The sequence below is a fragment of the Actinoplanes sp. L3-i22 genome, assembly GCF_019704555.1.
GTDB lineage: Bacteria > Actinomycetota > Actinomycetes > Mycobacteriales > Micromonosporaceae > Actinoplanes.
Map to the genome: position 1 here is coordinate 2,873,727 of NZ_AP024745.1, position 23,926 is coordinate 2,897,652.

21 protein-coding genes and 1 pseudogene are annotated in these 23,926 nt (G+C 72.6%); 13 read left to right on the forward strand and 9 right to left on the reverse strand.

The window, feature by feature from the left end:
* Positions 1-108: 108 nt before the first annotated feature.
* A complete protein-coding gene (locus L3i22_RS12765) occupies positions 109-2,064 on the forward strand; it encodes a DUF4153 domain-containing protein (RefSeq protein ID WP_221327171.1) in 1,956 nt (651 codons plus the stop codon).
* 64 nt (positions 2,065-2,128) lie between these two features.
* Here L3i22_RS12765 and L3i22_RS12770 read toward each other — a convergent pair whose 3' ends face one another.
* Complete coding sequence (locus L3i22_RS12770; protein ID WP_221327172.1) at positions 2,129-3,481, reverse strand: M14 family zinc carboxypeptidase; 1,353 nt, start codon at positions 3,479-3,481, stop codon at positions 2,129-2,131.
* 159 nt (positions 3,482-3,640) lie between these two features.
* Here L3i22_RS12770 and L3i22_RS12775 point away from each other — a divergent pair, with 159 nt between their 5' ends.
* Positions 3,641-4,435: a DUF3152 domain-containing protein gene (locus L3i22_RS12775; protein ID WP_255658178.1), complete on the forward strand. Its 795-nt coding sequence runs from the start codon at positions 3,641-3,643 to the stop codon at positions 4,433-4,435.
* Positions 4,436-4,639: 204 nt separating this feature from the next.
* The gene (locus L3i22_RS12780; protein WP_221327173.1) at positions 4,640-5,380 is read left to right on the forward strand and encodes a hypothetical protein; all 741 of its coding nucleotides are present in this window, start codon (positions 4,640-4,642) and stop codon (positions 5,378-5,380) included.
* Here the strand turns inward: L3i22_RS12780 and L3i22_RS12785 are convergent.
* Positions 5,373-6,542, reverse strand: coding sequence for a 4-hydroxybenzoate 3-monooxygenase (locus L3i22_RS12785; RefSeq protein WP_221327174.1), 1,170 nt, complete (start codon positions 6,540-6,542; stop codon positions 5,373-5,375). The two genes, L3i22_RS12780 and L3i22_RS12785, sit on opposite strands and share 8 nt — an antisense overlap.
* Positions 6,543-6,582: 40 nt before the next feature.
* Positions 6,583-7,323: an IclR family transcriptional regulator gene (locus L3i22_RS12790; protein WP_221327175.1), complete on the reverse strand. Its 741-nt coding sequence runs from the start codon at positions 7,321-7,323 to the stop codon at positions 6,583-6,585.
* Positions 7,324-7,392: 69 nt separating this feature from the next.
* Here L3i22_RS12790 and pcaH point away from each other — a divergent pair, with 69 nt between their 5' ends.
* The 5 genes and pseudogenes from pcaH (at position 7,393) to pcaC (ending at position 11,085) form a co-directional block, all read left to right on the forward strand.
* Entirely contained in the window at positions 7,393-8,130 is a 738-nt protein-coding gene (gene pcaH / locus L3i22_RS12795) for a protocatechuate 3,4-dioxygenase subunit beta (RefSeq protein ID WP_221327176.1), read from the forward strand.
* Positions 8,127-8,690: a protocatechuate 3,4-dioxygenase subunit alpha gene (pcaG, locus tag L3i22_RS12800; RefSeq protein ID WP_221327177.1), complete on the forward strand. Its 564-nt coding sequence runs from the start codon at positions 8,127-8,129 to the stop codon at positions 8,688-8,690. The genes pcaH and pcaG overlap by 4 nt, the downstream gene beginning before the upstream one ends.
* A 34-nt stretch (positions 8,691-8,724) precedes the next feature.
* The gene (locus L3i22_RS12805) at positions 8,725-9,930 is read left to right on the forward strand and encodes a lyase family protein (protein WP_221327178.1); all 1,206 of its coding nucleotides are present in this window, start codon (positions 8,725-8,727) and stop codon (positions 9,928-9,930) included.
* A gap of 36 nt (positions 9,931-9,966) precedes the next feature.
* A pseudogene (locus L3i22_RS54590) lies at positions 9,967-10,686 on the forward strand (alpha/beta fold hydrolase); the annotation flags it as partial.
* Positions 10,687-10,704: 18 nt separating this feature from the next.
* On the forward strand, positions 10,705-11,085 hold the full coding sequence (pcaC, locus tag L3i22_RS54595; RefSeq protein WP_370644538.1) for a 4-carboxymuconolactone decarboxylase: 381 nt from the start codon (positions 10,705-10,707) through the stop codon (positions 11,083-11,085).
* A 438-nt stretch (positions 11,086-11,523) separates the two neighbouring features.
* Here pcaC and L3i22_RS12815 read toward each other — a convergent pair whose 3' ends face one another.
* The 3 genes from L3i22_RS12815 to L3i22_RS12825 all read right to left on the reverse strand — a co-directional run bounded on the left by L3i22_RS12815 (position 11,524) and on the right by L3i22_RS12825 (position 15,276).
* Positions 11,524-12,162, reverse strand: coding sequence for a DUF3159 domain-containing protein (locus tag L3i22_RS12815; RefSeq protein WP_221329940.1), 639 nt, complete (start codon positions 12,160-12,162; stop codon positions 11,524-11,526).
* A gap of 17 nt (positions 12,163-12,179) precedes the next feature.
* Positions 12,180-13,970: a bifunctional diguanylate cyclase/phosphodiesterase gene (locus L3i22_RS12820; RefSeq protein ID WP_221327179.1), complete on the reverse strand. Its 1,791-nt coding sequence runs from the start codon at positions 13,968-13,970 to the stop codon at positions 12,180-12,182.
* Between the two features lie 214 nt (positions 13,971-14,184).
* Positions 14,185-15,276, reverse strand: coding sequence for a lytic polysaccharide monooxygenase (locus L3i22_RS12825; RefSeq protein ID WP_221327180.1), 1,092 nt, complete (start codon positions 15,274-15,276; stop codon positions 14,185-14,187).
* A gap of 232 nt (positions 15,277-15,508) precedes the next feature.
* Here L3i22_RS12825 and L3i22_RS12830 point away from each other — a divergent pair, with 232 nt between their 5' ends.
* Positions 15,509-16,072, forward strand: coding sequence for a DUF2087 domain-containing protein (locus tag L3i22_RS12830; RefSeq protein ID WP_221327181.1), 564 nt, complete (start codon positions 15,509-15,511; stop codon positions 16,070-16,072).
* On the opposite strand, the gene L3i22_RS12835 is transcribed toward L3i22_RS12830, so the two are convergent.
* Positions 16,043-17,065 (reverse strand): helix-turn-helix transcriptional regulator, encoded by a 1,023-nt coding sequence (locus L3i22_RS12835; protein WP_255658180.1) that lies wholly within the window; start codon positions 17,063-17,065, stop codon positions 16,043-16,045. The genes L3i22_RS12830 and L3i22_RS12835 overlap by 30 nt on opposite strands.
* Before the next feature lie 55 nt (positions 17,066-17,120).
* On the opposite strand from L3i22_RS12835, the gene L3i22_RS12840 reads away from it, so the two are divergent.
* Positions 17,121-18,356, forward strand: coding sequence for an MFS transporter (locus L3i22_RS12840; protein WP_221327182.1), 1,236 nt, complete (start codon positions 17,121-17,123; stop codon positions 18,354-18,356).
* 132 nt (positions 18,357-18,488) lie between these two features.
* Here the strand turns inward: L3i22_RS12840 and L3i22_RS12845 are convergent, their stop codons facing one another.
* Positions 18,489-19,751 (reverse strand): MFS transporter, encoded by a 1,263-nt coding sequence (locus L3i22_RS12845; RefSeq protein ID WP_221327183.1) that lies wholly within the window; start codon positions 19,749-19,751, stop codon positions 18,489-18,491.
* Positions 19,752-19,861: 110 nt separating this feature from the next.
* Complete coding sequence (locus tag L3i22_RS12850) at positions 19,862-20,794, reverse strand: LysR family transcriptional regulator (RefSeq protein WP_221327184.1); 933 nt, start codon at positions 20,792-20,794, stop codon at positions 19,862-19,864.
* 110 nt (positions 20,795-20,904) lie between these two features.
* On the opposite strand from L3i22_RS12850, the gene L3i22_RS12855 reads away from it, so the two are divergent.
* The 3 genes from L3i22_RS12855 to L3i22_RS12865 are packed head-to-tail and all read left to right on the forward strand — an operon-like array spanning position 20,905 to position 23,926.
* Entirely contained in the window at positions 20,905-22,035 is a 1,131-nt protein-coding gene (locus L3i22_RS12855; protein ID WP_221327185.1) for an FAD-dependent monooxygenase, read from the forward strand.
* A gap of 32 nt (positions 22,036-22,067) precedes the next feature.
* Positions 22,068-23,009: a VOC family protein gene (locus tag L3i22_RS12860; protein WP_221327186.1), complete on the forward strand. Its 942-nt coding sequence runs from the start codon at positions 22,068-22,070 to the stop codon at positions 23,007-23,009.
* Complete coding sequence (locus L3i22_RS12865) at positions 23,009-23,926, forward strand: fumarylacetoacetate hydrolase family protein (protein WP_221327187.1); 918 nt, start codon at positions 23,009-23,011, stop codon at positions 23,924-23,926. The genes L3i22_RS12860 and L3i22_RS12865 overlap by 1 nt, the downstream gene beginning before the upstream one ends.

Sequence of the window (23,926 nt, forward strand, 5' to 3'; positions counted from 1 at the left end):
TTGACCCCCTACGCTGTGCCGAACCTGTGAAACGAGGAGGGCACTGTGGCCGAGTCCCCGCCAGAGCAACGAAACCCGACTGACCCGGCGTCGCCGCAGCTGTTGGTGATGCCGCACAGCGACGCGATCCCGTCGATCGCCTGGCCGGGGCCGGACGGCGCGCCGGCCTGGGCGATCCCGGTGCAGGTCCCGTCCGGGACCCGGGGGTACGCGCTGTTCATCCCGATGCTGCCGATCGAGACACCGGCCGCCGAGTCGACCGGGGTGGCCGCTGAGTCGACCGGGGTGGCCGCCGCGGTCGGCGCTCCCGCCGTCGTGGTCGCGCCGGCAGCTGTCCCGGCGCCGGTCGAAGAGGCCGCCGCCGAACCCGCTCCCGCGGTCTCCGATGTGGAGGAGCCCGCGGCTCCCGCCCCCGTCCCGGCCCCCGTCGCGGCTCCGGCTCCGGTCTGGCCCGTGGCGCAGCAGGTCGCTCCCGTTCCGGCGCCGCCCCGGCCGGAGCCCTGGGCCCGCCCGCGGACGGACACCCACCAGCCGTTCCAGCGGTACCAGGCACCCCCGACGCCGTGGCAGAAGTTCCGCGCGAAGCACTGGACCGGCCCGGCGAACGCCCAGGGCCGCGCGGCCCCGCTCGGCGTGCTGGCCGGCGCGCTCGGCATCGCCTGCTTCACGCCGCTGGACCGGACCGGCATCGGCTGGTTCCTCGGCTGGCTCGTGCTGACCGCCGGCGTCGTCCTCGCCGTGCGCCGGTCCGCCGACCTGTCGCACTCCGAGCGGTGGATCCGCTCCGGCTGGGCGGTCGCGTCCCTCGCGCTGCTCGCCGTCCCGGCATTCCGGAACGCGTGGTGGCTGGTCACGTTCAGCGTGCTCGGCGCGCTCGGCACGGCGACCCTGGCGATCGTGGGCGGCCGGCAGGTGCGGTCGATCCTGTTCGGGTTGCTGGCCACGCCGTACGCCGCCTTCCGGGGTTTGCCCTGGGTGCGCCGCCACCTTCGAGCGAACCGCGACCCCGGCACGGTCCGCCGGATCTTCTTCTCGGTCGGCCTCACGGCGGTCGTGCTGCTGGTCTTCGGCACGCTGCTGTCGTCGGCCGACGGGGTGTTCTCGACGCTGCTCGGCAAGGCCGTGCCCGACCTGAACATCGGCTCGGTGTTCCAGTGGATCTTCCTGGCCGTGGTCGGCGCGCTGATCGCGACGGCCGGCATCTACACGCTGTCCGCGCCGCCCGCGACGTCCAGCCTGGACACCCCGGGCCGGGGCCGGTTCGGCCTGGTCGAGTGGGCGCCGGCCGGCTTCGCGCTGGTGCTGCTGTTCGGCGGCTTCGTGGCGGTGCAGTTCGCCGTCCTGTTCGGCGGGCGGCGGTACGTGGTGGAGACCGCCGGGCTCGGCTACGCGGGGTACGCCCGCAGCGGCTTCTGGCAGCTGGTCGTGGTCACGCTGCTGTCCCTGGCGGTGCTCGCCGCACTGGCCCGCTGGGCCAAGCGGGACCAGCCGATCGAGCGGACCCTGCTGCGCGTCGTGCTCGGCCTGCTCTGCGCGCTGAGCGTGGTCATCGTGGCGTCCGCGCTGTCCCGGATGTGGGAGTACCAGCGGGTCTACAGCTTCACCGGCGAGCGCATCTTCGTGATGTCCTTCGAGATCCTGCTCGGCACGGTCTTCGTCATGGTCGCCGCGGCCGGCATCCGCTGGCAGGGCCGGTGGATCCCGCGGGCCACCGTCGGTCTCGCCGTGCTCATGCTGCTCGGCCTCGCGGTCCTCGGCCCGGAGGGCTACGCGGCCAGCCGCAACGCCCAGCGCTACCACGACACCGGCAAGATCGACGCCTGGTACCTGCGTGCCCTCTCCGCCGACGCGACTCCCGCTCTGACCAAACTGCCCGATCCGGTACGGCGGTGCACCCTGAGCTGGATCGCCGCCGACCTGGCGAAGCCGGACCCGTGGTACGCCTGGAACCTGGGCCGCGCCCAGGCCCGTGCGGCCCTGAAGAAGCTCCCGAAGTCCGCCATCGGCAAACAGTCCGACTGCCGAGCCGCCGACCAGTACGACCTCCCCAAGACACGCCGCTGACGAACGACGAGCCCGGTTCCGCCTCCGCGGGCCGGGCTCGTCGTCATCGATGGCCGGCGCGGACTCAGCTGCCGGTCGGGTAGGGGTGGGCGGCGGCGGTTGCCAGGGTCATGAAGGCGGGCAGGTTCAGGGTCCAGAACGAGGCCACGCAGGAGTACGCCGGGAAGAAGCCGCTGCACCCGGAGGCGTTCGGGCCGACCTCGACGGTGTAGCCGGGAACGCCCAGCGTGCCGTAGATCCAGTCGTCGGTGGCGCCCGGCGCGAAGTAGTTCAGGCCGCCGTCACCGTGGACCACGTCGTACCCGTTGGACCGGCCCATCGCCGTGGCGATCGTCTTCAGGTCGGTGTTGTTCGGGGCCAGCGAGTTGGTCCACCCGTACGGATAGATGTTGAGCTCGGCGTAGCTGTGCAGGGTGAGGAACGTGCCGGTGGTCGCGGTCGTCGCCGGGGAGAAGTCGGCGCTGGGCTTGGTGTCGCGGTAGATCTGGCCCAGGAAGCTCTGGATGCCCTGCGTCTCCGGCTCGCTCGCCGCGGCCGTGCCCGGGTAGGTCTCGCTGCACTTGGTGCCCTGGTTCACGTCCCAGTGGTAGCTCGAGTTCCGGTTGAGGTCGACCCCGAGGCCGGTGCCGGAACACCCGTTGGTGTGCGCGTTCTTGCGCTGGGAGATCGGCCGGGTCGAGTTCGACGAGACGATGTCGACGCCGTCCGGGTTGGCGATCGGGATGACCCACAGCTCGGTGGTGTCCATCAGCTTGGTCACCGCGGCGACCTTGCCGTAGTTGCCCACCAGGTAGTCGATCCACTTGTAGGCGAGCTCGCCGGTCGCCAGCTCGCGGGCGTGCATCTGGGCCATCAGGGTGAACTTCGGCTTCGCGCCGCTGGTGCTCGCCGCGCAGTCGCCCGTGACGATCTTGGTGATGCACAGGGCCTGGATGTCGTGGCCACCCGAGCCCTGGGTCTTCTTCCACGACTGCCCGATGGTGCGCAGGACGGCCAGGCCCGGGTTGGCCGCGACGACCGCCTGGTTGTGGGCCTCGTGCCCGGCCGCGGTGTGGTAGCCGCCGTAGTAGGTGTCGGCCGCCGCCTGGAACGACGACGCGACCGGTTGGTAGAGCGGCCCGGCGTACCGCACGGTCAGCCCGCGCTGCCGCAGCCGCTGGACGTCGGCGGTGGCTGCCAGGATCGGAACGCCGCTGGTCAGCGGCCCTTCCAGCACGTCGTAGCCGCGCCGGGTGAGGTCGGCGGCCAGCCCGCCGGCGGTGGCGGACGGTGACGTGACGTCGTAGTAGGCCAGGTCGGCCGGGTCCGGAACGGCTGCGGCGGCGGCGCCGGGCGTCGTGAGCCCGGCGCCGATCAGGACGAGCAGCACGGCTGCCCCGACGGCGATCAACCGCCGGAGACGCGAGAACCAGGTCATCGGTACCTCGATCGTGGGTGGGCCGGCACACGGCGCGCCAGGCCACAGTTAATCCACGATCTTCTATGCATCGACTCTCGTCAACGCCGCGGACCATACCGAAGAATGACCCACCTCACCGGGATGCAACCGCGACCACCCGCCGTGCGTCAGGGATCTGTGAGATCAATTCGACTGTCGGCCCTGGCCCTGCTCCTCGTTCTGGCCGGATGCGGGATCGTCGGATACGCGCTGGCCGGGCGCGGGAACGCGGTATCGGCGGAGCCGGCGGCGGCGACGCCCACGACCGCACCGGCCGCGCCGACGACCAGGCCCGCGGCGAAACCACCGGCCGCGGAGCGGATCACCTACCCGGCCACCGGCAGCCGGAAGTTCGCGATCGCGCCGGCCGAGACCGCGGCGCCGGCCGGCCGCAAGGGCACGCTGCTGCGCTACCAGGTCGCCGTCGAGAAGGACATCCGCGGCATCACCGCCGATCAGTTCGCCGCCGTCGTCACCAGCACGCTGCGCGATCCCCGGAGCTGGACCGCCGGCGGTGAGTGGCGGTTGAAGCGCGTCGGGCCCGACGACAAAACCGATTTCCGGGTACGACTCGTCACCCCGAAGACCCGCGACGCGCTCTGTGCGGGCGCCGCCGACGGCTACACGTCCTGCCGCACCCACGACGAGGTCGTCGTCAACGTCGCCCGCTGGGCGAAGGGCGTCCCGAAGTACGGCGCGACCCTCGACGTCTACCGCGAGTACGTGGTCAACCACGAGGTCGGCCACCGCCTGCACCAGGCCCACGAACTGTGCACCGGCCCAGGCGACCTGGCCCCGGTCATGCAGCAGCAGACCCTCGGCCTGCACAGCTGCGTAGCCAACGCCTGGCCGTTCCTGAACGGCCAGCGCCACCGCGGCACGATCGGCGCCTACGACGACCCGGTTCCGCCCCGTGACCAGGGACGTTCCTAGCCGGGTCAGGAATCGTGGGCGGCGCCAGCACGAACATCGGTGGGGGCTCGGCGAGCGGATTGCCGGGCCGGACCACCGATGTTCCCCCGTTCGCCGAGTGAAAGGCGCGCAGGACGGACGTTAGGGCTTGGGCGGGCCGGGCAAATCCGTGATGCTCCTTAGGGATCCACGGATATCTACCCGGAGGGGCTCCGAATGCACCCGATGTTGCAGCGCCTGGACGAGATCGCCGCCGAGCTGGCCACCCGTGCCGAGACCGTCGCGGTGCTCGGGCTGGGGTCGGCCGGCGCCCAGCGGGGCCGGCTGGACGGTCACTCCGATCTGGACTTCTTCCTGGTCGTCGACGAGGGCGCGACCACCCGGTACGCCACCGAGACCGACTGGCTGGCCGGCACCTGCCCGCTGGTCTGGAGTTTCGCGCACGAGCGGCACGGGCGGAAGGCGCTCTACGCCGACGGGATCTTCCTGGAGTACGCCGTCTTCACCGTCCCGGAGCTGCGCCGCGTCCCGTTCCGCGGCGCCCGGGTGGTGTGGCGTCGCGCGGACGCCCCGCCCGGCCTGACCGAGTCGGACGTGCCGGTGCCCCGCACGCCGTACGACACCGTCGAGTTCCACCTGAACGAGGCGCTCGCCAACCTGTACGTCGGCCTGCACCGTGACCTGCGCGGCGAGCACCTGAGCGCGGCCCGGTTCATCCAGGGTCACGCCGTCGACCGGGTGATCGCGCTGCTGCGGCTGACCGACGGCGAACCGCCGTACCGTGATGTCTTCGATGCCTCCCGGCGGGTCGAGCGGACCTATGCCCCGCAGGTCCTGCCGTTGGCCGAGATGGTCCCGGGCTATCGCGGCAACGCCGCGGCGGCCCGGACGATCCTGAGCTGGCTCGGCGCCCGGTTCCGCATCCCAGCGCCGATCGGCGAGGCGATCGAAGCGTTACTCAGATGAAGATGGGCAGGCCGGCGTAGTTCTCGGCCAGGCCGGTCGCGCCGGCCTCGCTGGACGCCACCCACCGCAACTGGGACAGCTGCAGCTCGGCGTCGAACGGGTCCCCGGAGGTGTGCAGCATCGTCGTCATCCACCAGGAGAAGTGCGTGCAGCGCCAGACCCGCCGCTGCGCGGTCTCCGAGTACGCGTCGGCGAGGCGCGCGTCGTTCTCCCGGAACCGGGCGACGAGTGCCTTGCTGAGCAGCGCCACGTCGGCGATCGCCAGGTTCAGGCCCTTCGCGCCGGTCGGCGGCACGATGTGCGCGGCGTCCCCGGCGAGGAACAGGTTGCCGTGCCGCATCGGCGTCTGCACGTAGCTGCGCATCGGCAGCACGCTCTTGTCGGTGATCGGGCCGGGGTTGAGCTTCCACCCGTTCTGCTCGTGGCCGAGGCGGGTGGCCAGCTCGTCCCAGATCCGGTCGTCGGACCAGGACTGCGGGTCGGTGCCGTTCGGGACCTGGAGGTAGAGGCGGCTGACGGTGGCCGAGCGCATCGAGTGCAGGGCGAACCCGTTCGGGTGCCAGGCGTAGATCAGCTCGTCGGTGGACGGGGCGACGTCGGCGAGGATCCCGAACCAGGAGTACGGGTAGACGCGCTCGAAGACCTTCGCCGCGGGGACGGCCGCGCGCGACGGCCCGAACGAGCCGTCACAGCCGGCGAGGACCGCAGCATCCAATCTGACGACATTTCCGGATTTGTCCGTGTAAGTCACGTAGGGCCGGTCGGATGAGACGTCATGCAACTCGACGTCCGACACTTCGTAGTGGATCTCCTGGCCGGCCGCGCGACGAGCCGCGATCAGATCCTTCTGCACCTCGGTCTGACCGTAGACCCAGACCGACCGCCCGGTCAGATCCACGAAGTCGAGATGGTGCCGCTCGTGCGGCCACTGCAGGTAGATCCCGCGGTGCTCGTCCCCCTCGGCCCGCAGCCGGGTGCCGAGCCCGACCGACTCCAGCAGCTCGACGCTGGAGTGCTCGAGGATGCCGGCCCGGATCCGGGCCGCGACGTACTCCTCCGAGCGGGTCTCCAGGACCACGGAGTCGACGCCGCCCTGGGCGAGCAGATGGGAGAGGAGCAGACCGGCCGGGCCCGCGCCGATGATGGCGACCTGGGTACGCATGCCCCCCACCTTCAGTGGCGGACGTCCCCCGGGCAAGGGGCTATTTCCACTGGACGGAAGCCAGCGTACGCCCGATGCCCCGCGCCGCGACCTGCAACGCCGACACCAGCCGGGGCAGCTGGCGCCGCAGATCGGGCACCACGATGCCGAGCGCGGCCACCACGTCGTCCCCGTTGCGCACCGGCACCGCCACCGAGCAGGCGCCCAGGCTCATCTCCTCGCCGGTGGTCGCGTACCCCTCGGCCCGCGCCCGGCGCAGCTGGTCGAGCAGCCGGGCCGGCTGCGTGATGGTGTACGCGGTGACCCGGTGCAGCCGGCCCAGCGCCTCGGCGAGCACCTCGTCCGGCGCGTACGCCAGCAGCACCTTGCCGACCCCGGTCGCGTGCAGCGGCAGCCGCGACCCGATCTTGCTGACCACCGGCACCGAGACGTGCCCGGCGAGCCGGTCCACGTACAGCACCTCCTGCCCGTCCCGGACGGCCAGGTGCACGGTCGCCAGGGTGGCCCCGTAGAGGTCGTGCAGGAACGGGCTGGCCGCGGTGCGCAGCTCGCTCTGCACCGGGGCGAGCAGGCCGAGCTGCCAGATCCGCCGGCCGATCACGTACCCGCCGTCCGGCTCGCGGGCCAGCGCGCCCCAGCGGACCAGCTCGCCGACCAGCCGGTGGGTGGTCGCGAGGGGCGTGCCGGAGCGCCGGGCCAGCTCGCTGAGCGTCAGGCTGCGATGCCCGGTGTCGAAGACGCCGAGCAGATCGAGCGCGCGAGCAGTGACACTCTTGGCCATCGGAACCTTTTCCATTGAACGGAAGCCGAGTATCGCCGTGGAGCCGTCCGACCGCCTAGCGTCGCAGTAATGAACACCCAGGCTGAGATCAACCAGGAGATCGAGGCGGCGGCGCAGCAGCCGGGCGGCCCGCAGCCGAAGATCGACTACGCGCCGTACCGCAGCAGCATCCTGCGGCACCCCAAGCAGCCCCTGCAGCCGATCGACCCGGAGTCGGTCGAGCTGTGGGCGCCTGCCTTCGGTCATCGGGACGTCGCCGACGACGAGGCCGACCTGACCATCCAGCACGCCGGCACCCCGCTCGGCGAGCGGATCGTGGTCACCGGCCGGGTGCTCGACGGCGACGGGCGGCCGGTGGCGAACCAGCTGGTCGAGGTGTGGCAGGCGAACGCCGCCGGGCGCTACCGGCACCAGCGCGACCAGCACCCGGCGCCGCACGACCCGAACTTCACCGGGGTCGGCCGGGTGCTCACCGGGCCGGACGGGACGTACCGCTTCCAGACGATCAAGCCGGGGCCGTACCCGTGGCGCAACCACCTCAACGCCTGGCGCCCCGCGCACATCCACTTCTCGATCTTCGGGACCGATTTCACCCAGCGCCTGGTGACCCAGATGTACTTCCCGGGCGACCCGCTCTTCAGGTACGACCCGATCTACCAGTCGATCACCGACCCGAAGTCGCGGGAGCTGTTGATCGCCCAGTACGACCACGACCTGACCACCCCGGAGTGGAACACCGGATACCGTTGGGACATCGTGCTCACCGGCACCCACCGCACTCCGCTCGACACCGAGGACAACGCATGAGCGCCGTGCCCGGGCAGACCGTCGGCCCCTTCTTCCACCTCGGTCTCGAGTTTCCGCAGATGAACGAGCTGGTGCCGCCGGCGCACGCGCGCGCGGTCCGGCTGCACGGGCGGGTCACCGACGGCGCCGGCGCTCCGGTGCCGGACGCGGTGATCGAGATCTGGCAGGCCGATCCGCAGGGCCACGTGGTGCGGCAGACCGGTTCGCTGCGGCGCGACGGCTGGACGTTCACCGGCTGGGGCCGCGCCGCGACCGACCCGGACGGCTTCTACTCGTTCGCCACCCTGGAGCCGGGGCCGGCCGCCGAGGGCCGGCCGGCGTTCTTCGCGGTGACCGTTTTCGCCCGTGGTCTGCTGGACCGGCTCTTCACCCGCGCCTACCTGCCGGACGACACCGACGCGCTCGCCGCCGACCCGCTGCTGTCCGCCCTCGACCCGGACCGCCGCGCCACCCTGCTCACCCGGCGCGCCGACCAGTCCCTGGTCTTCGACATCCGCCTGCAGGGCGAGGGCGAGACGGTCTTCCTCGCCTATCCCCGGTTGCGGGATTCCTGGGCATGAAGATCAAGTTCAAATTCCGCTTTTCCCGTACGTCGTGAGCGATCTCCTGTGGCCCGGCGATCACCGAGCCGGTGACCTGTTCAGCGACGCGGCCGTGGTGGCGGCCATGGTCCGGGTCGAGCACGCCTGGCTGACCGCCCTGGTCGACAGCGGTCTCGCCGACCTCACCGTGCCGGCCGACCTGGCCACCCTGGTCGGCCCGGAGGACCTGCCGCGGCTGGCGGTCGACGCGGAGTCCGGCGGCAACCCGCTGATCCCGCTGCTCAAGCTGCTCCGCGCCCGGCTGCGGGGGCGCAACACGGCCGCCGCCGGCTGGCTGCACAAGGGGCTGACCAGCCAGGACGTCGTCGACACGGCGATCGTGCTGTGCCTGCGCGACGCGCACGACCGGATCCGGGCCGACCTGCGGACCCAGATCGGCGCGCTGTCCCGGCTGGCCGGGGAGCACCGCGAGACCCGGATGGCCGGGCGGACACTGACCCAGCACGCCATCCCGATCACGTTCGGGCTGAAGGCGGCCGGCTGGCTCACCGGTGTCCTCGACGCGCGCGACCAGCTCGCCGCCGTGCGGTTGCCGATCCAGGTCGGCGGAGCGGCCGGCAGCCTGGCCGCGCCGGTCGCGCTCGCCGGGGACCCGGCCCGGGCCCGCGCCCTGGTCACCGCGACCGCCGAGCAGCTGGGCCTGGTCGCGCGCGAGCCCTGGCACACCAGCCGCGCGCCGCTGACCCGGGTCGCCGACGCGTTCGTGACCTGCACCGACGCGTGGGGCCGGATCGCCAACGACGTGCTGCTCGGGTCCCGCCCCGAGGTGCACGAGCTGATCGAGGGTGGCGCCGAGGGCAGGGGTGGCTCGTCCGCCATGCCGAACAAGCAGAACCCGGTCCTGGCCGTCCTGATCAAGCGCGCCGCGCTCGCCGGGCCGCCGCTCGCCGCCCTGGTCCACGCCGGCGCGGCGGCCGCGGTCGACGAGCGGCCGGACGGCGGCTGGCACGTCGAGTGGGCCACCCTGCGGACCCTTTCCCGGCGTACGGTGGTGGCCGGCTCCCAGGCCGCCGAGCTGCTCGCCGGGCTGCGGGTGGACACCGGGAAGATGCTTGCCACGTTGCACGGGGCGCGCCCGGAGATCGACGCCGAACAGCAGTCGATCACCCCGGGGGTGTCGCCGGACCAGCCGTATCTCGGGGCGGCCGACGAGATCGTCGACGCGGTCCTGGCCCGGGCGGCGGCGGGACCGCGCTGACCTCCGTACCCAAATCGGATTTTGATCTTGAAGGGAATGCCCTTGCTGACCGCGACCGTGTTCACCGACGCGCCCGACCGCCCGCTGCTCCTGCTCGGCTCGTCGGTCGGCACCTCCGCGGAAAGTCTGTGGACGCGGTGCGCGTCCCGGCTCTACGGCCGCTACCACGTGGTCGGCTTCGACCTGCCCGGACACGGCCGCAGTTCTCCGGCGACCGGCCCGTTCCGGATCGCCGACCTGGCCCGGGAGGTGGTCGCGCTGGCCGACCGGCTGCGGCCCGCCGAGCGGTTCCTGTACGCCGGCGACTCGATCGGCGGCGCGATCGGCCTGCAGGTGCTGCTCGACGCCCCGGACCGGGTCATCGCGGCGGCGCTGCTCTGCACCGGCGCCAGGATCGGTGAGCCGGCGGCGTGGGCCGAGCGGGCCGCGCTGGTCCGGGCGAAGGGCACCGAGGCGGTGGTGGCCGGTTCGATCGAGCGCTGGTTCAACCCGGCGTTCCCCGCGGCCGACCGGGAACCCCTGCTCGACGCCCTGCGGGCCACCGACGACGAGAGCTACGCGCGCTGCTGCGAGGCCCTGGCCGAGTTCGACGTCCGCGAGCGGCTCGCCGAGATCGGCACCCCGGTCCTCGCCGTGGCCGGCGGCCTCGACAAACCCACTCCGACCGCGGGACTGGAACTGATCGCGACCGGCGTGCCGCACGGCCGTCTCGTGGTCCTCGACGACGTGGCCCACCTGGCCCCGGCCGAGTCCCCGGAGGTCGTCGCGTTCCTCCTGGACCAGCACTTCGACGAGGCCCGCGCGGCCGGCATCGCGGTCCGCCGGGAGGTCCTCGGCCCGGCCCACGTCGACCGCGCGACCGCCGCGACCACCCCGTTCACCCGGGACTTCCAGGATCTGATCACCCGCTACGCCTGGGGCGAGATCTGGACCCGCCCCGGCCTGGACCGCCGCAGCCGCTCGATGATCACGCTGACCGCGCTGGTCGCCCTGGGCCACCACGACGAGCTGGCGATGCACGTCCGGGCCGCCCGCACCAACGGCCTGACCGTCGAGGAGATCAAAGAGGTCCTGCTGCAGACCGCCATCTACTGCGGAGTCCCGGCCGCCAACACCGCCTTCCGCATCGCCCGGCAGGCCCTCGACGACCTCTGATCCCCGGCCCGGTCCGCTGTTGGCCGCTGTTTCCGCCGCCCGGCGCCGTCGCCTCCGGTCGCGGAGCTTGCCGGCCGGCACCCGCCGCCGCTCACGGCCGCCGCCGCCGCGCACGCTCCCGGCTGGCGTTCAGGGTTGTTCCGGGAGCTCTTTACGACCGTGACCGCCAGCTCGCCGGGCTCGGCTGGTGTTGGTGGTTGTTGTGGCGGCTTTTTGCGACCGTGACTGCCAGCTCGCCGGGCCGAGCCGGCGCTGGTTGTTCGGGTGAGCGAATCCGGCCGCAAGCGGCGGCTGCGACAGCGACCAGAGGCGGGCGGTGCCTGGCAAGCTCAGTGACCGCAAGCGGACAACGCGCGCCCTGCCGCCGAGGACCGTGAGCGGATGCCGCTCGCGCCGGCTCGCCGAGGACCGTGAGCGGATGTCGCCCGCGCGGGATCGTCAGACGGGCTGCGGCTCGGTGACCGGGTGGCGCAGGCCGGGGTGGCCGGCCGGGAGGGTGCGCTGGATGACCCACCAGCTGACCGCGAGGCAGGCCGCGACCAACGGCCAGCTCAGCGCGATCCGGGCGGCGGCCAGCGTGGCCGTCCAGCCGGCGGCGTAGAGCGGGAGGAAGACCGCGACCCGGATGACGTACTGCAGGACCCACACCCAGCTGGCCCGCGAGTAGGCCCGGAGCAGCTCCGGGTCGCGCCGCCAGCGGGTCTTCTGGCCCAGCACCGCGCCGACCACCAGGCCCAGCAGCGGCCAGCGGACCACGATGCTGATCGCCCAGATCAGCACGCTGGCGCCGTTGCTGAGGATCTGCAGCAGGAAGAAGTCCTCCGCCTTGCCGGTGTGCAGCGCGATCAGGGCGGCCACGCACACGCCGAGCAGGCCGATCAGGACCGCCCGGGGCTTGTCGCCGCGGCGCAGGCGCCAGCCGACCACGCCCAGGGCGCAGATCAGCGCGCCCGCGGAACCGGCCCAGATGGAGTGGAAGACCAGCCAGCCGACCAGGTAGCCGACGGCCGGCCAGGACGCGTCGATGGCGGCGCGCCGCCCGTTGAGTAGTTCCGACAGCGACTCCGGCTGCGTCATGTCCACCCGCCCCGTTCTCAGTTAGGGCAGCCTAACCCTGGCCGGGCGGACGGGTCGATGTGGCCCGCCGGAACGTGATCCGAACGGGGCAGCGGCCGGCCGATGTGGAAGCCCTGCGCGTGCCGGTACCCGATCTCCTGGAGCCGCCGGGCCTGCGCCGCCGTCTCCACCCCCTTGGCGACCGCGTCGATCCCGAGGTCGTCGGCGAGCCGGGCGAGGGCCCGGGCCACCGCGGTGTGCCGCCCGTTCTCGGTGATCCGCTCGGTGAACGACCGGTGCACCTTGACCACCGCCACCGGCACCTCGGCCAGCAACGCCACCGACGCGCGGCCGATGCCGAAGTCGTCCAGGGCGATCCGGGCGCCGAGGTCCCGGATCCGGTGCAGGCCGGCCAGCGCGGCGGCGTCGTCCATCGCCGCCTCGGTGACCTCGATGACCAGCCGGTCCGGCGCGAGGCCGCTGATCGCCAGGGCGGTGGCCACCCGGTCGGCGAACCCGGTCTCGCGCAGCTCGCGCGCCGACACGTTGACATAGGTCATCGGGGCCTGGCCGCCGTCCCGGCAGGCGGCCCGGAGCACCCACTCGCCGAGCGGCACGATCAGGCCGCTGCGCTCGGCGACCGGGAGGAACTCCGCCGGCGGGACCGGGCCGCGGGCCGGGTCGGTCCACCGGACCAGCGCCTCGACGCCGGTGACCGTCCGGTCGCCGAGCCGGACGACGGGCTGGTAGTGCAGGGTCAGCCGGTCGTCGGCGAGGGCCCGGCGCAGCGCGGTGAGCGTCGCGGCGTGGTCGATCACCCGGGTCCGCATGCCGGGCCGGTAGTGGACGCACCGGCTCTTGCCGCCGTCCTTCGCCGCGTACAGCGCGATGTCGGCGTGCCGCAGCAGGTCGGCCCGGCCCCGGGCCACGCCGATGCTGGCGCGCGGGGTCAGCGGATGCCCGGCGGCCTCCACCGGCCGGGCCAGCGCGGCGACGACCCGCCGGACGACCTGCTCGATCCGCGCCTCGGCACGGTCCTCCAGCAGCACCGCGAACTCGTCGCCGCCGAGCCGGGCGACGAGCCCGCCGTCGGCCAGCGCGTCCCGGAGCACGCCGGTCACCGCGATCAGGAAGTGGTCGCCGACCTCGTGCCCCAGGGTGTCGTTGATCCCCTTGAAGTCGTCGAGGTCGATCAGCAGCACCGCCGGTGGGCAGTCCCCGGGCCGGGCCACGGCCTCGTCGACCCGGCGGGTGAACAGGGCCCGGTTGGCGGCGCCGGTGAGCGGGTCGGTGTCGGCGAGCTCCTGGAGGCGGCGTTCCAGCACGCGCCGCTCGGTGATGTCCAGCATCGCCCCGGACAGCCCGGTCACCGCGCCGTGCTCGTCGGTCAGCACGCCCTTGTAGAAGGTGACCTCGTGCCGGGAGCCGTCGGCGTAGACCACCGCGGCGTCGTAGACCTGCTTGCCGCCCGCGTCGAACAGGGCCCGGTCGGCCGCCGCGTAGACGTCCGCGAGGTCCTTCGACCAGATGCCGTGCACGGTACGGCCGATGATCCGGTCCCGGCTGACCCCGACGTACGCCTCGAACGCCGTGTTGCAGGCGCCGTAGACCCCGCCGGCGTCCTTGCTGAAGATCGGCGCCGGGATGTTGTCGATCGCGGTCTGCAACTGGTGGGTGGTGTGCGCCGCCTGCTGGACGGCGTCCGCGGCGAGCAGCACCTCCGCGACGCCGTCGAACCCGGTCGCGCGCAGCTGTTCCAGCTTCGCGACGGCTCCGGCGAGATCGTCGGCGGCGACGACGACGCGCGTGGGATGCGGCACCCGGCTCACGATTTTCCATCGGCCGCGGGCGTGCGGGGCTGAGGTGGGGTGACGGGGAGCGAGGTTGGGGCGGCCTCGCTCCCCGTCCTGGTGGTGCGGCAGCACTGCGTGGTGGCACGCGGGGGATTTGCTGCCTCCGTTCGTTCAGTCGGGGGGACGGCGGAATCTGGGAGCGCTCCCAGTTAACCGAACTGTAGCAATTGTTGCGCCGCCCCGCGAGAGGTCAGACCGCGGAGCAGGCGATCGTGGGCGTGCTCGGCGTCCCGGCGGCGATGAAGCCGAAGGTGGTGGAGCCCCCGGCGGACAGCGCCCCGTTGTACGCCGCGTTGGTCGCCTGTATCTGGTTCCCGCTGGTCAGCACCGTCGCGCTCCACGACTGCTGGACGGTCTGCGCCGCCCCGTAGGTCAGCGTCACCGCCCAGCCCTTGACCGCCGCGTTCCCCGCGGTCACCGTGACCGTCGCCTGGTAGGCGCCGGACCACTGGGAGGCCACCGCGACGGCCGCGCTGCACGCCCCGGTCACCGGGGGAGTGGAGGTGCTCGGCGAGGTCGAGGCCGACGGTGAGGTGGACGGCGAGGTGGACGGCGACGTGGTGGTCGAGGCCGACGGCGTCGGCGAGGAGGTCCCGCCGAAGTTCACGTCACTGCAGAAGTAGTACGACTGGTCCAGGTGGCTGGCCTGCCAGATGGTGTAGACCATCGCCCGCCCGGATCGCCCGGAGACGCTCACCGGGATGTCCATCTGCACCCCGTTGCTGAGCTGCTCGGTCCACTGCGCGGCCGGCGTGTTCGGCACCTCCTTGACCAGGTCCAGGTCGGACCACTTCAGTGCGGTCGTGATCGGGTTGTAGGACGGCTTGGTGACGTACACCCGGATGTAGTCCGCGCCGTGCCGCGCCCCGTCGAACAGATTCAGGGTGAACGAGTTGGCGAGGTTGGTGGCCTTCCAGTCGCCGATCGTGTCCATCGCGGCGTACCGGCCGTTCTGGGTCCGCCCGGCGCTGCACAGCTGCCCGTCCGGGATGGCGCCCTGGTGATCACCGGCGACGCCCTCGCGGTAGAGGCCGTTCCAGTTCCACATCGCCTGCGGATCGGCCTGCCAGGCCTGGTAACACATCGGATCCTCGGTGGCCATCTCCGGCGCCTGGAAATTGTCGCCCCAGCGCTCGAAACAGCCGTAGTTGCGCGACGCCGGGCTGAGGACGTTGCCGTGCGCCTCGGCGGGGGAACCCGGCGCGATCAGCACGACGAGGGCCGCGGTCAGGGCCGCGATCAGAGCGGAGATCAAGAACTTTTTGCGTACGACGTTGTGCATGCGAACTCAGCACTCCTGAGCTCAGGGCCGTTCCCCGCGTGGGGACGGCCGAGCGGTGAGGACGTCGGGAGCTGCCCAGGGCTCCCGTGCGCCGCGTGCGTCCCGCGGCAGTGCTGTCCGCCCAGAGTGCCGAATCGATCGAGTCAAGTCAATGCGGGGCGCTTGGTGTCGTACCAAATGGTGGGGTGAAAAATCGGATGCCGGGTGCGCCGGGCGGTCCTAGGTTGTGGGGATGTCCGCCGAAGCGGCTCGCGCCGCCGAGCTCCTCACGCAGCTGTCCAACCCCGTCCGCCTGCGGGCCTTCGCCGGTCTGGTGGCCCGCGGCGCGGAGGGGTTCTCGATCACCGAGATGTCGTTCCTGCTGGACATGACGAAGCCGGAGGCCGGCGAGGCGCTCGGCCGGCTGGCCGGGCTGGGGCTGGCCAGCGGCAGCGGCGACGGGTATTACCGGGCCAAGCCGGAGGTGCTGCGCGAGGCCGCCCAGGCGCTGGTCGGCACCCTGCCGATCGCCCCGCTGCTGAAGGAATATCCGCAGCTCAAGGGCTACTTCACGCACGGCTACCTGACCAGCCTGCCGCCGACGCTGAGCGAGCGGTACGAGCAGATCGCCGAGCTGCTGGCCCGGTTCCTGGCGGTCGACGGCGTGCTCACCGAGGACGAGGTGAACAAGCGCATCGCCGTGGTCGCCGAGGACGTCGCCGCGGTCCGCCGGATGCTGGTCGAGACCGGCTGGCTGGAACGCGACCGGGCCGGCACCACCTACGGCTCAGGCCGGATCTTCGTCCCCGCCGGCTGACGCCGGGCCGCGCAACTCGTCACCGAGCGCGCTGCGGGAGTAGACGACCATCCGCCCGTGCCGGGCCCGGTCCACCAGCCGGGCCTCGTGCAGGACGCGCAGGTGCTGGCTGACCGCGCCGGGCGTGACGTCCAGCCGGCGGGCCAGCTCGGTGGTGGACGAGGGCTCGTCCAGCAGCGTCAGCAGCCGGGCCCGGGGCTCGCCGAGCAGCCGCCGCAACGCCGGGAACGCCGGTGGCGGCCGCCGGTTCTCGGTCATCGTGGCCAGGCCGCGCGCCGGATACATGATCCACGGCCGCGGCCCGGGGTCGATCGCGGTGATCGCGCCGTGCGCGAAGCAGGTCGGGGTCAGCACCAGCCCGCGGCCGTTCACGTCGACCTGGCTCGGCTCGACCGGCGGCCGCCGGTCCCAGCGGATCGTCAGCACCCCGTCGTGCCACCGCAGCCGCTGGGCCAGGTCGGCGAAGAGCGCGTCGGCGCCGCCCTCGGCCAGGATCCGCGCCCGGTGGACCAGATCCGCCCGCAGCACCGAGCGGGCCCGCGGCCACCACTGCGGGGCCAGGCAGCGCTCCCAGTACTCGGCCAGCGCGTCCGCGATCCGCCCGAGCAGCGCGACCGGGTCGTCCAGCCCCGCCGTGAGCAGCGCCGGCAGCGCCCCGTCGTGTGGCAGGTAGGTCCGTTCCAGGTCCGGGCGGACCAGCTCGGGCGGGGTGGCGCGGAGCCGCTCCAGCTCGTCGGCGAACACCGGCCAGGTGGTCGCCGGGCGCGGCGTGAGCAGATCGGGGAGCCACCGGTTCGACGCGACCAGCGACACCAGCAGCTCCCGGCCGGCCAGCTCGTCGAACTCCGCGCGCATGCCCCGGAACCACGTCGTCTGCTCGGCGTAGCAGCCGGGATGGGTCCACATGCGCAGGCTCAGCGCCGCCTCCTGCAACGGGGAGCAGGCGAACGACGCCGACGCGAGGTCGGCCAGGCCGATCCGGAACTCGATCATTGAGTCCCAGCCTAAATCAGTTTCGGATGGTGCCGGATGCCGCTGGGATCGGGGCATGACATCGATGGTTGCCGAACGCCGCCTGCTGCACCCCGACCCGGTGGTCCGCCGGCTGTCCTGGATGGTGCTGGTCAACACGGTCGGCAACGGCATGTTCATGACCGCGTCGGCGCTCTACTTCACCCGGTTCGTGGGGCTCGGCGCCGGCCAGGTCGGCCTGGGCCTGACGGTGGCCGGGGTGTGCGGCGTGGCGGCGAGCATCCCGGCCGGGCGGGCCGCGGACCGCTGGGGCAGCCGCCGGGTGCTGCGCACGCTCTGCGTCGTGCAGGCGGCCGGCATGACCGCGTACGTCCTGGTGCACAGTTTCGCGGCGTTCCTGGCGGTGGTCTGTCTGGAGGTGATCGCGGACCGGGCCGCCTCGACCGCGCGCAACACCCTGTACGCCGACGCGCTGCCGGCCGACACCCGGGTGACCGCCCGGGCCTATCTGCGGGCGGTCACCAACGTCGGCATCGGCGCCGGCGCGGCCCTCGCCGCGATCGCCCTGCAGGTCGACACCCGGCCCGCCTACCTCGCGGTGATCCTCGGTGACGCGGTGACCTACCTGGCGGTGGCGGTGATCCTGCGGTGGATCCCGGCCACCCCGGCCCGCGTCCACGCCCGGACCGGGGAGTCCCGGCGCGGTGCGCTGTCGGACCGGCCCTACCTGCTGGTCACCGCGCTGAACGGGGTGCTGAGCCTGCAGTTCGCGGTGCTCACCATCGGCATCCCGCTGTGGATCGTGCGGGAGACCGCGGCCCCGCACGCCCTGGTCGGCGCGACGCTGCTGCTCAACACGGTGCTGGTGGTGGTCTTCCAGGTCCGCGCCGCGCGGGCCGCCCGGGACGTGCGGCAGGCGGCCCGGGCCTGCCGGATCGCCGGGCTGCTGCTGGCCGGGTACTGCCTGGTCGTCGCGGTCAGCCACGGCCTGCCGGCGGTTCCGGCGTCCGTGGTGCTGCTGCTCGCGGTGGCGCTCGGCACGGCCGGCGAGGTGCTCTCCCAGGCCGGTGCCTGGCTGCTCAGCTACGACCTGGCCGCCGACCACGCGACCGGCGCCTACCAGGGGGTCTTCAACGCGGGCACGTCCGCCGGCCTGATGATCGCCCCGGTGGTGGTGACCGGCACCGCGATCGATCACGCGCCCTGGGGCTGGGCGGTGCCGGCCGCGCTGTTCGCGCTGAGCGGCCTGGCCATGGTCCCCGCGGTCCGCTGGGCCGCCCGCCGCCGCACCCTGGCCGCCGCCCACCGGTGACCGTCCCGCCGCCGCCCTCGCTGCCGGGAACCGCATCCGCTCCCGGCCGCCGGATCCGTCCCTTGACCTCGGCAGCTGCGGCGGCGTGCCGTGACCGGTCGGTGATTCACGACCGCAGGCGGACGCGGTGGCTCAGTCGCTGGTGACGTTGAGGGCGGGGGCGGACTTCGGGACGATCCGCAGGACGGCGACGGCCAGCAGCGCCGTGGCGACGCCCAGGGCGCCGATGGCCGGGCGCAGGCCGCCGACGCCGGCGGCCAGGCCGTTGAGCAGCACCGGGGAGAGGAACTCGCCGATGAACAGGGCGCCGGTCCACAGGCCGGTGCCCCGGCCGCGCTCCTCGAAGCCGAGGTTGTTGGTGGCCCAGGTCAGCAACGTGGGCAGGAGCAGGCCGGTGCCGGCGCCGGTGACGACCGCGCCGAGGGTGATCACCGGGACCGACGCGGTGGCCGCGAGGATCAGGAAGCCGGCGGCGGCGAGTCCGAAAGCGATCGGCAGCAACTGCCGCGGGGTCTTCGCCGACAGCCTGGCGAACGAGCCGGCGGCGAGCGCGGTGGCCAGCGACATCAGGGCGCTGAGCGCGCCGATCGTGCCGGTCGCCTTGACCCCGACCTCGTCCAGCACGAAGGACAACTCGACGATCAGCGCGTAGAAGACGATGCCGCCGGCGAGCGTGACCAGGCACGGCGTCCGCAGCGCCCGCCACGGGAGCGGCGGAAGCCGGCGCGCACCGGCCGGGCCGGCGGCAACAGCGGAGCCGGCGAAAGCGGTGCCGGTCGAGGCGGGGTCGCTGCTCAGGTCAGGGTCGGCGGCGCGGGTGGGCTGCCAGATCAGCAGGGCCATCGGGACGGCCAGGAGCAGGGCGATCGTGTAGAGCCAGAACGGCGCACGCCAGCCGGACCCGCCGATCGCGCCGCCGAGACCGAGGAAGATCGTCGCCGAGACCGAGGCGAGCAGCGTCTGCAGGCCCAGGTAGCGGCTGCGCCGCCGCCCCGACCAGTAGTCCGCGATCAGCGTCGTGCAGCACGTCATGATCGCGGCCTCGCAGAGTCCGACCAGGACCCGGCTGCCGATGATCGCGGGCAGCGACCCCAGGTAGAGCGGCGCGGTCCCGCAGATCGCGTACCCGATCATCGCGGCGATCAGCAGCCGCTTGCGGTCCACGGCGTCCACGATGAACCCGGCGAACGGCGCGGTCAGGCCGATCACCAGGGCCGGCACCGTGAGGACGATCGGGACCAGGACGTCCGCGCCGGCGACCCCGGCGAAGTGGTCGGTCATCCGCGGCAGGACCGGCGCGATCAGGACCGCGCCGAGGACGGACAGGCAGCTGCCGGCGAGCAGCAGGATCAGTTGACCGGTCCCGGCGCGGCGCAGGGTGGCGACTTCGGACATGGCGAGCCTTCCGGAGGAGGAGAAGCCGGTGGCCCAGGTCACATCCGGCGGCCCTGAATATGGTCAGAGGCCCGGCCATCACGGAAGCCGCGATCCGCTGATGGCCGGTATCAGCCCGCCTTATGCCGCAGTGGGTCCGCCGCGCTCAGGATCAGGTCGCGGAACCAGGCGTGGGCCGGGTCGTTGCGGTACAGCGGGTTCCACCAGAACGCCTCGGCCACCGGCACCACGTCGAACGGGCAGTCCAGGATCCGCACCCCGGTGACCGGCGCCAGCAGCCGGGCCAGCCGCTCCTGGACGAGCGCCACCCGGTTCGTCCCGGTGACCAGGAACGGCATCTGCACGAACCCGTCCACCACCACGTCCACCCGCGCCTCGATGCCGAGCATCCGCAGCTGCCGGGCGGCCGGCGCGAACGCGGTCGGCCGGTCGAACACCACCACCCACGGCAGCGTGCCGAGCTGCTCCAGGGTCAGCGCGTCCCCGACCTCCGGGTGGTCGTCGGACACGATGCACACCCAGCGGTCCTCGAACAGGTCCAGATAGGGCAGCCCGGTGACGAAGCCGTGCGGGATGACCAGGCCGTCCGCGGCGCGCAGCGTGTCGGCGACGTGGTCGACCGCGTACGGCGTGGTCTGCTCCAGCCGCAACCGCACGCCCGGCGCGAGCCGCCCGAGCTCCCGGGACAGCAGCGGCCCGAGCACCGTCGCCGCGTAGTCCGAGATCACCAGCGTGAACTCGCGGTCCAGCTGGGACGGGTCGAAGTCGGCGGTCGAGTCGAAGACCCGGCGCACCCCGGCCAGCGCCGGCCCGGCCAGCACCGCCACCCGGGCGGCGAGCGGGGTCAGCTCGTACCGGTTGCCGACCCGGGTGAGCAGCGGGTCGCCGAAGTGCCGGCGCAGCCGGGCGAGCGCGCCGCTGACCGCCGGCTGGCTGACGCCGAGCCGCTCCGAGGTGCGGGTCACGTTCCGCTCGCGCAGCAGGGTGTCGAGCGTGACCAGCAGATTCAGGTCGAGATTGGCCAGCACCCGGTCCACCGCCATGGCGCCACTATAAGCCGCGCCGATGACGCACATCAGCAACTCGACCTTCCGTAATACCCCGGCCTCCGGCGACAGTGGTCCCAGTCACACGAAACGGGAGGGAAACCGCCGTGCCAGCAGTTCGTAACGTTCTGGTCGTCGGTGGCGGTGCCGCCGGCGCCGCCGCCGCGATCCTGCTCGCCGAGGGTGGCGTCGCGGTCGACCTGGTCGACGCCAAGCCCGACGTCGCCGCGCTCGGCTCCGGGATCACGCTGCAGGGCAACGCCCTGCGGGTGCTGCGCGAGCTGGACGTCTGGGATCAGGTCCGGGCCGAGGGGTACGCGTTCGACACGCTCGGCCTGCGCGCCCCGGACCCGGCCGGCACGCTGCTCGCCGAGCTCACCGACCTCCGCACCGGCGGCCCGGACCTGCCGGCCACGCTCGGCATGTACCGCCCGGCGCTCGCCCGGATCCTGCTCGAGCGGGCCGGGGAGGCCGGCGCGACCGTCCGGTTCGGGACGCGGCCCGAGGCGCTGGTCCAGGAGGGCGACGCGGTCACGGTCACCTTCAACGATCACACCACGCGGAGGTACGACCTGGTGGTCGGCGCCGACGGCCTGCGCTCGTGGACCCGGCGCGCGATCGGGATCGACGCCGAGCCCGGGCCGGTCGGCATGGGCATCTGGCGAACCTTCACCCGTCGTCCGGAATCGATCACCCGGACCGACCTCTTCTACGGCGGCCCCGCGTACATCGCCGGGTACTGCCCGACCGGGCCGGACAGCGTCTACGCGTACCTGGTCGAGGGCGTGCGGGACCGGTCCGGCCTGAGCCCCGCGCAGACGCTCGCGACGATGCGGGAGCTGTCCGGGGCGTACCACGGGCCGTGGGACGAGCTCCGCGAGCAGCTGACCGATCCGAGCCGGGTCAACTACACGGCGTTCGAGAGTCACGTGCTCGACGGGCCGTGGCACCGGGGCCGGGCCGTGGTGATCGGCGACGCCGCGCACAGCTGCCCGCCGACCCTGGCCCAGGGCGCCGCCCAGGCCCTGGAGGACGCATCCGTGCTGGCTGAGCTGTTGCTCCGGGACGACGCGGTCACCGAGGACCTGTGGAGCGAGTTCACCGCGCGCCGCCTGCCGCGCGCCACCGAGGTCGTCGAGGCCTCCCTGCAACTGTGCCGCTGGCTCCTCGATCACGAGCGCGGCGACGTCCCCGGCCTGATGGCCCGGATCTCGCACCTCGTGGCCGAGCCCGCCTGAAGTGGCCGAGCCCGCCTGAATCGGAGAGACACATGAACGACGAACGACTCATCACCCATCTGCGGCACGTGGACCTGGCCGTGCCGGACTACGAGAAGCAGCTGGAGTTCTACACGACGATGTGGGGGCTGGACGCCGAGACCACCGACGACGGGATCGCGTTCCTGGCCGCGGCCGGCTCGCCCGAGCAGTACTCGGTGCGCCTGCGCAGAGCCGCGGAGAAGCGACTGGATCTGATCGCGTTCGGCGCGAAGGACCAGGCCGACGTGAACGCGCTCGCCGAGCGGCTCGGCCGGGCCGGGGTCACGCTGGTCAGCGAGCCGGGCACGCTGGCTACGCCCGGCGGCGGGTACGGATTCCGCTTCTTCGACCTGGACGGCCGTACCGTCGAAGTGTCCTGTGATGTCGAAGCCCGCCGGCACCGCAAGGTGGCGGAGGGCGAGTCCGTCCCGGTCAAGCTCTCGCACGTGGTGATCAACTCGCCGAACCCGGAGGCGACCGTCGCCTTCTACGACCGGCACCTGAACTTCGCGCTGTCGGACACCCTGATGCATCCGCGGATGGGCTCGATGATGTGGTTCCTGCGGACCAACCGATGGCACCACAGCCTGGCGATCGCCCGCGGCCCGCACGTCTCGCTGCACCACGCGTCGTTCGAGCTGCGCGGCATCGACGAGTACCTGCGCGGCACCGGCCGGCTGCTGCGCGGCGGGGTCGAGAAGGTGTGGGGCCCGGGCCGGCACCTGGCCGGGAACAACACCTTCAGCTACTTCCTCGACCCGCACGGGAACACCATCGAGTACACCACCGAGCTGGAGGAACTCGACGAGGACACGTGGCACCCGCACCTCTACGACTTCTCCGACCCGGCCGTGAGTGATCAGTGGGGGACGGCGAACCCGATGAACGAGTTCGTCGCGAAGCAGTCGTTCAACGACCCCGACCGCGGCGTCTTCGTCGCCCCGCCGGTCTGATGAGGATCATTTCCTTCCGGTACGGGGGACAGGACCGCGCCGGCGTGCTCAGGGATGGTCTCGTCTTCCCGTTCGCCGACGACGTCACCGTGCCGCAGGTGATCGAACACGGTCTCGTCGACGTGCGGCGCGACGGCCTCCCGCTGGCCGAGGTCCGCCTGCTGGCGCCGCTGCGGCCGGCCTCGATCCGGGACTTCGTCGCGTTCGAGGAGCACGTCGAGGGCGTCCGGCGCAGCATCGACGGCGCGGCCGGGGTGCCCGAGGCCTGGTACGACGCGCCGACCTTCTACTTCACCAACCCGCACGCGATCTACGGCCCCGACGACGACGTGCCGTTCCCGGCCGCGTCCGTGGCGCGCGACTTCGAGCTGGAGGTCGCCGCGATCGCCGGGCCGGAGCAGACCATTTTCGGTTACACGATCTTCAACGACTGGTCGGCACGGGACCTGCAGAGCCGCGAGATGAAGGTCGGTCTCGGGCCGGCCAAGGGCAAGGACTTCGCGAGCAGTCTCGGGCCGTGGATCGTGACGGCGGATGAGCTGGAGCCGTACAAAATCGATGGTTTTCTTGATCTTCGGTGTGTGGCCGAGGTCAATGGCGTCGAGGTCGGGCGGGACCTGCTCAGCAACATGGGCTGGACGTTCGAGGCGATGCTCGCCTACGCCGCGCGGGACAGCGTGGTGCGGCCCGGGGACGTGCTCGGGTCGGGGACGGTCGGGAACGGCGGTTGCCTGGCCGAGCTGTGGGGCCGCGCCGGGGAGCAGGATCCGCCGCCGCTGCGGGACGGCGACGTGGTGACGCTGACCGTTGAGGGGATCGGCAGCCTGACGAATCGCATTATTTCTGGACAAAAAGGTGCGGAAGTTTCGGCCGCCCGGCGTCGGGATCCGGCACGAGCACGCGCAGAGAGGCTTTGA

Excerpts from the sequence above, each read along its gene's own strand:
- L3i22_RS12770 (WP_221327172.1), bottom strand. The coding sequence starts at position 3,481 with ATGACCTGGTTCTCGCGTCTCCGGCGGTTGATCGCCGTCGGGGCAGCC.
- L3i22_RS12850 (WP_221327184.1), bottom strand. The coding sequence starts at position 20,794 with ATGGCGGTGGACCGGGTGCTGGCCAATCTCGACCTGAATCTGCTGGTC.
- L3i22_RS12840 (WP_221327182.1), top strand. The coding sequence starts at position 17,121 with ATGACATCGATGGTTGCCGAACGCCGCCTGCTGCACCCCGACCCGGTG.
- L3i22_RS12845 (WP_221327183.1), bottom strand. The coding sequence starts at position 19,751 with ATGTCCGAAGTCGCCACCCTGCGCCGCGCCGGGACCGGTCAACTGATC.
- L3i22_RS12785 (WP_221327174.1), bottom strand. The coding sequence starts at position 6,542 with ATGCGTACCCAGGTCGCCATCATCGGCGCGGGCCCGGCCGGTCTGCTC.
- L3i22_RS12835 (WP_255658180.1), bottom strand. The coding sequence starts at position 17,065 with ATGATCGAGTTCCGGATCGGCCTGGCCGACCTCGCGTCGGCGTCGTTC.
- pcaG (WP_221327177.1), top strand. The coding sequence starts at position 8,127 with ATGAGCGCCGTGCCCGGGCAGACCGTCGGCCCCTTCTTCCACCTCGGT.
- L3i22_RS12860 (WP_221327186.1), top strand. The coding sequence starts at position 22,068 with ATGAACGACGAACGACTCATCACCCATCTGCGGCACGTGGACCTGGCC.
- L3i22_RS12865 (WP_221327187.1), top strand. The coding sequence starts at position 23,009 with ATGAGGATCATTTCCTTCCGGTACGGGGGACAGGACCGCGCCGGCGTG.
- L3i22_RS12825 (WP_221327180.1), bottom strand. The coding sequence starts at position 15,276 with ATGCACAACGTCGTACGCAAAAAGTTCTTGATCTCCGCTCTGATCGCG.
- L3i22_RS12790 (WP_221327175.1), bottom strand. The coding sequence starts at position 7,323 with ATGGCCAAGAGTGTCACTGCTCGCGCGCTCGATCTGCTCGGCGTCTTC.
- L3i22_RS12815 (WP_221329940.1), bottom strand. The coding sequence starts at position 12,162 with ATGACGCAGCCGGAGTCGCTGTCGGAACTACTCAACGGGCGGCGCGCC.
- L3i22_RS12830 (WP_221327181.1), top strand. The coding sequence starts at position 15,509 with ATGTCCGCCGAAGCGGCTCGCGCCGCCGAGCTCCTCACGCAGCTGTCC.
- L3i22_RS12765 (WP_221327171.1), top strand. The coding sequence starts at position 109 with ATGCCGCACAGCGACGCGATCCCGTCGATCGCCTGGCCGGGGCCGGAC.
- L3i22_RS12780 (WP_221327173.1), top strand. The coding sequence starts at position 4,640 with ATGTTGCAGCGCCTGGACGAGATCGCCGCCGAGCTGGCCACCCGTGCC.
- pcaH (WP_221327176.1), top strand. The coding sequence starts at position 7,393 with ATGAACACCCAGGCTGAGATCAACCAGGAGATCGAGGCGGCGGCGCAG.